Origin of the sequence: Undibacterium sp. Ji49W (assembly GCF_049340205.1) — a bacterium.
GTDB lineage: Bacteria > Pseudomonadota > Gammaproteobacteria > Burkholderiales > Burkholderiaceae_D > Undibacterium.
Genome location: NZ_JBMPOW010000037.1, coordinates 1 through 5,555, shown reverse-complemented (window position 1 = coordinate 5,555; position 5,555 = coordinate 1). Strand labels below are relative to the sequence as shown.

General features: G+C 50.0%; 2 tRNA genes, 3 rRNA genes and 1 pseudogene. 5 read left to right on the top strand and 1 reads right to left on the bottom strand.

The features are described from left to right. The first annotated feature begins 81 nt into the window (after positions 1–81). The 4 genes from ACO0LK_RS26860 to ACO0LK_RS26845 all read left to right on the top strand — a co-directional run bounded on the left by ACO0LK_RS26860 (position 82) and on the right by ACO0LK_RS26845 (position 5,169). Positions 82–1,610: ribosomal RNA gene (locus ACO0LK_RS26860) — 16S ribosomal RNA — on the top strand. Positions 1,611–1,695: 85 nt separating this feature from the next. Continuing rightward, positions 1,696–1,771, top strand: a tRNA-Ala gene (locus ACO0LK_RS26855). Positions 1,772–1,796: 25 nt separating this feature from the next. Continuing rightward, positions 1,797–1,873: transfer RNA gene (locus tag ACO0LK_RS26850), tRNA-Ile, on the top strand. Positions 1,874–2,293: 420 nt separating this feature from the next. After that, a 23S ribosomal RNA gene (locus ACO0LK_RS26845) occupies positions 2,294–5,169 on the top strand. 23 nt (positions 5,170–5,192) lie between these two features. Here the strand turns inward: ACO0LK_RS26845 and ACO0LK_RS26840 are convergent. Further along, positions 5,193–5,279 (bottom strand): annotated as a pseudogene (locus tag ACO0LK_RS26840) (hypothetical protein); the annotation flags it as partial. A gap of 138 nt (positions 5,280–5,417) precedes the next feature. On the opposite strand from ACO0LK_RS26840, the gene rrf reads away from it, so the two are divergent. Then, positions 5,418–5,530: ribosomal RNA gene (gene rrf / locus ACO0LK_RS26835) — 5S ribosomal RNA — on the top strand. Together the 16S, 23S and 5S rRNA genes with 2 tRNA genes alongside form the textbook arrangement of a ribosomal RNA operon. The last annotated feature ends 25 nt before the right edge of the window (positions 5,531–5,555 follow it).

Sequence of the window (5,555 nt, the reverse complement as noted above, 5' to 3'; positions counted from 1 at the left end):
AGTCACTGAACTGTCAGTATTTTGAGTGAGCGACATGTCACTACGGTGACATAGACAAGAAATTGTCGAAAAACAGAGATTAAACTGAAGAGTTTGATCCTGGCTCAGATTGAACGCTGGCGGCATGCCTTACACATGCAAGTCGAACGGCAGCGCGGGGCAACCTGGCGGCGAGTGGCGAACGGGTGAGTAATATATCGGAACATACCCTAGAGTGGGGGATAACGTAGCGAAAGTTACGCTAATACCGCATACGCACTAAGGTGGAAAGTGGGGGCTCGCAAGACCTCATGCTCATGGAGTGGCCGATATCTGATTAGCTAGTTGGTAGGGTAAAAGCCTACCAAGGCGACGATCAGTAGCTGGTTTGAGAGAACGACCAGCCACACTGGAACTGAGACACGGTCCAGACTCCTACGGGAGGCAGCAGTGGGGAATTTTGGACAATGGGGGCAACCCTGATCCAGCAATGCCGCGTGAGTGAAGAAGGCCCTCGGGTTGTAAAGCTCTTTTGTCAGGGAAGAAACGGTGTTTCCTAATACGGAATGCTAATGACGGTACCTGAAGAATAAGCACCGGCTAACTACGTGCCAGCAGCCGCGGTAATACGTAGGGTGCAAGCGTTAATCGGAATTACTGGGCGTAAAGCGTGCGCAGGCGGTTTTATAAGTCTGATGTGAAATCCCCGGGCTCAACCTGGGAACTGCATTGGAGACTGTAAGGCTAGAGTGTGTCAGAGGGGGGTAGAATTCCACGTGTAGCAGTGAAATGCGTAGATATGTGGAGGAATACCGATGGCGAAGGCAGCCCCCTGGGATAACACTGACGCTCATGCACGAAAGCGTGGGGAGCAAACAGGATTAGATACCCTGGTAGTCCACGCCCTAAACGATGTCTACTAGTTGTCGGGTCTTAATTGACTTGGTAACGCAGCTAACGCGTGAAGTAGACCGCCTGGGGAGTACGGTCGCAAGATTAAAACTCAAAGGAATTGACGGGGACCCGCACAAGCGGTGGATGATGTGGATTAATTCGATGCAACGCGAAAAACCTTACCTACCCTTGACATGGAAGGAATCCCGAAGAGATTTGGGAGTGCTCGAAAGAGAACCTTTACACAGGTGCTGCATGGCTGTCGTCAGCTCGTGTCGTGAGATGTTGGGTTAAGTCCCGCAACGAGCGCAACCCTTGTCATTAGTTGCTACGAAAGGGCACTCTAATGAGACTGCCGGTGACAAACCGGAGGAAGGTGGGGATGACGTCAAGTCCTCATGGCCCTTATGGGTAGGGCTTCACACGTCATACAATGGTACATACAGAGGGCCGCCAACCCGCGAGGGGGAGCTAATCCCAGAAAGTGTATCGTAGTCCGGATTGTAGTCTGCAACTCGACTACATGAAGTTGGAATCGCTAGTAATCGCGGATCAGCATGTCGCGGTGAATACGTTCCCGGGTCTTGTACACACCGCCCGTCACACCATGGGAGCGGGTTCTGCCAGAAGTAGTTAGCTTAACCGCAAGGAGGGCGATTACCACGGCAGGGTTCGTGACTGGGGTGAAGTCGTAACAAGGTAGCCGTATCGGAAGGTGCGGCTGGATCACCTCCTTTCTAGAGTAGCGCGTAGTGAAGTGTCCACACTTATTGACTGTTAATGATGAATAGAGAACACAGGTAAGAGATCATGTTCCCGAAAGGGGGATTAGCTCAGCTGGGAGAGCACCTGCTTTGCAAGCAGGGGGTCGTCGGTTCGATCCCGTCATCCTCCACCAAGATTTGGTAGAAGTCGCAGGAATCGGGTCTGTAGCTCAGTTGGTTAGAGCACCGTGTTGATAACGCGGGGGTCGTTGGTTCGAGCCCAACCAGACCCACCACCAGATCTCGACAGTGCAAACGTAAGTCAGCGGATGTAGAGCAGGTAATGCTACATAGTAAAACGTTGAGATTTAGGTTTGTACTTTCAAAGCGAAAGACATAGTAATAAGTAGTTCTCGTTCTTTAACAATTTAGAAGAAGTAAAGTAGAAATAATCAAAATTATTTCTGTAAAGAGAAGTCAGCGACGACAGTTGTTGATGGAAATTATGGAAGGGTTGTGATTGTATCGAACAAACAAAGTATTAAAAAGAGTTTGAAAAAGCTGTCGAAAGACAAGTTTTAGAAATATCAAATTCCTTGAGATACGGCAAACGCTAAAGTAATACTCATAAGTAGTAAAGAACTATACCGTTTCTTGGTGATGAACCGGATTGCTGAAGAGATTCAGGAATACGACACCAGGAGTTAACGTTATAGGGACAAGTGACTAAGTGCACATGGTGGATGCCTTGGCGATATCAGGCGATGAAGGACGTAGTAGCTTGCGATAAGCTGCGGGGAGTGAGCAAACACACATTGATCCGCAGATTTCCGAATGGGGAAACCCGGCCGTAAGGTCATTGCAACATGAATACATAGTGTTGCAAAGCGAACGTGGCGAACTGAAACATCTAAGTAGCTACAGGAAAAGAAATCAACCGAGATTCCCAAAGTAGTGGCGAGCGAAATGGGAACAGCCTGCAAGATTTAGCATCTTTAATAGTAGAACGGATTGGAAACTCCGGCCATAGAGGGTGATAGCCCCTTATACGAAATTATCGGTGTGGAACTAAGCTTGCGACAAGTAGGGCGGGACACGTGAAATCCTGTCTGAACATGGGGGGACCATCCTCCAAGGCTAAATACTCGATATCGACCGATAGTGAACCAGTACCGTGAGGGAAAGGCGAAAAGAACCCCGGGAGGGGAGTGAAATAGATCCTGAAACCGTGTGCATACAAACAGTAGGAGCGGACTTGTTCCGTGACTGCGTACCTTTTGTATAATGGGTCAGCGACTTACATTCAGTGGCAAGGTTAACCGCATAGGGAAGCCGTAGAGAAATCGAGTCCGAATAGGGCGAATCAGTCGCTGGGTGTAGACCCGAAACCAAGTGATCTACTCATGGCCAGGTTGAAGGTGCGGTAACACGCACTGGAGGACCGAACCCACTAATGTTGAAAAATTAGGGGATGAGCTGTGGGTAGGGGTGAAAGGCTAAACAAACTTGGAAATAGCTGGTTCTCTCCGAAAACTATTTAGGTAGTGCCTCTTGTATCACCGTCGGGGGTAGAGCACTGTTATGGCTAGGGGGTCATCGCGACTTACCAAACCATTGCAAACTCCGAATACCGACGAGTGCGAGCAAGGGAGACAGACATCGGGTGCTAACGTCCGGTGTCAAGAGGGAAACAACCCAGACCGCCAGCTAAGGTCCCAAAGTATAGCTAAGTGGAAAACGAAGTGGGAAGGCTAAAACAGTCAGGAGGTTGGCTTAGAAGCAGCCACCCTTTAAAGAAAGCGTAATAGCTCACTGATCGAGTCGTCCTGCGCGGAAGATGTAACGGGGCTAAGCTATACACCGAAGCTGCGGATATCCATTTATGGATATGGTAGGAGAGCGTTCTGTAAGCCTGCGAAGGTGTCTTGTAAAGGATGCTGGAGGTATCAGAAGTGCGAATGCTGACATGAGTAGCGATAATGGGGGTGAAAAGCCTCCACGCCGTAAGCCCAAGGTTTCCTGTTCAACGTTCATCGGAGCAGGGTGAGTCGGCCCCTAAGGCGAGGCAGAGATGCGTAGCTGATGGGAAGCAGGTTAATATTCCTGCACCGTCGTATGATGCGATGGGGGGACGGATCGCGGAAGGTTGTCCGACTGTTGGAATAGTCGGTTTTTAACCTGGAGAAGGCTGTTAGGCAAATCCGGCAGCGTAATTCAAGGGGTTGAGACGAGCGAATTAATTCGTGAAGCAATCGGAAGTGGTTCCAAGAAAAGCCTCTAAGCTTCAGTCATACGAGACCGTACCGCAAACCGACACAGGTGGGCGAGATGAGTATTCTAAGGCGCTTGAGAGAACTCGGGAGAAGGAACTCGGCAAATTGGTACCGTAACTTCGGGATAAGGTACGCCCTTGTAGTTTGACTGCCCTGCGGCAGAAGGACGAAGGGGTTGCAATAAACTGGTGGCTGCGACTGTTTAATAAAAACACAGCACTCTGCAAACACGAAAGTGGACGTATAGGGTGTGACGCCTGCCCGGTGCTGGAAGATTAAATGATGGGGTGCAAGCTCTTGATTGAAGTCCCAGTAAACGGCGGCCGTAACTATAACGGTCCTAAGGTAGCGAAATTCCTTGTCGGGTAAGTTCCGACCTGCACGAATGGCGTAACGATGGCCACACTGTCTCCTCCCGAGACTCAGCGAAGTTGAAATGTTTGTGATGATGCAATCTACCCGCGGCTAGACGGAAAGACCCCATGAACCTTTACTGTAGCTTTGCATTGGACTTTGAATCGATCTGTGTAGGATAGGTGGGAGGCTTTGAAGCGTGGACGCCAGTTTGCGTGGAGCCATCCTTGAAATACCACCCTGGTTTATTTGAGGTTCTAACCTTGGCCCGTGATCCGGGTCGGGGACAGTGCATGGTAGGCAGTTTGACTGGGGCGGTCTCCTCCCAAAGTGTAACGGAGGAGTTCGAAGGTACGCTAGGTACGGTCGGACATCGTGCTAATAGTGCAATGGCATAAGCGTGCTTAACTGCGAGACTGACAAGTCGAGCAGGTACGAAAGTAGGACATAGTGATCCGGTGGTTCTGTATGGAAGGGCCATCGCTCAACGGATAAAAGGTACTCTGGGGATAACAGGCTGATTCCTCCCAAGAGTTCATATCGACGGGGGAGTTTGGCACCTCGATGTCGGCTCATCACATCCTGGGGCTGTAGCCGGTCCCAAGGGTATGGCTGTTCGCCATTTAAAGTGGTACGTGAGCTGGGTTTAAAACGTCGTGAGACAGTTTGGTCCCTATCTGCCGTGGGCGTTGGAAGTTTGAAGGGGGCTGCTCCTAGTACGAGAGGACCGGAGTGGACGAACCTCTGGTGTATCGGTTGTCACGCCAGTGGCATTGCCGAGTAGCTATGTTCGGAAGAGATAACCGCTGAAAGCATCTAAGCGGGAAACTCGCCTTAAGATGAGACTTCCCAGAGACTTGATCTCTTTAAAGGGTCGTTCGAGACCAGGACGTTGATAGGCTGGGTGTGGAAGTGCAGTAATGCATTAAGCTAACCAGTACTAATTGCCCGTAAGGCTTGTCCCTATAACCTTAGCAGGTTGTAGGCTACGACAAGTATTGTGAAGTGTTTGCGAAAGTGCACTCCGGAAGGAGGCACATGTTCGAGACCAGTCACAACCACCACAGTAAGCGATGGTCTCGCTTACTGTGACAAAACAAATTATTGATTAGTGCGAAGACTCACCTCTGACGCACACTCTACTGAACTTCTTCTGAATTGGACTTTTTGTATCCGCCAAAACAACGGCAATACAAGCAGTCAACAAGTTATGCCTGATGACCATAGCTAATCGGTACCACCCCTTCCCATCCCGAACAGGACCGTGAAACGATTACGCGCCAATGATAGTGCTGCAACCAGTGTGAAAGTAGGTTATCGTCAGGCTTTTATTCCGCAGACCCCCGCTCAG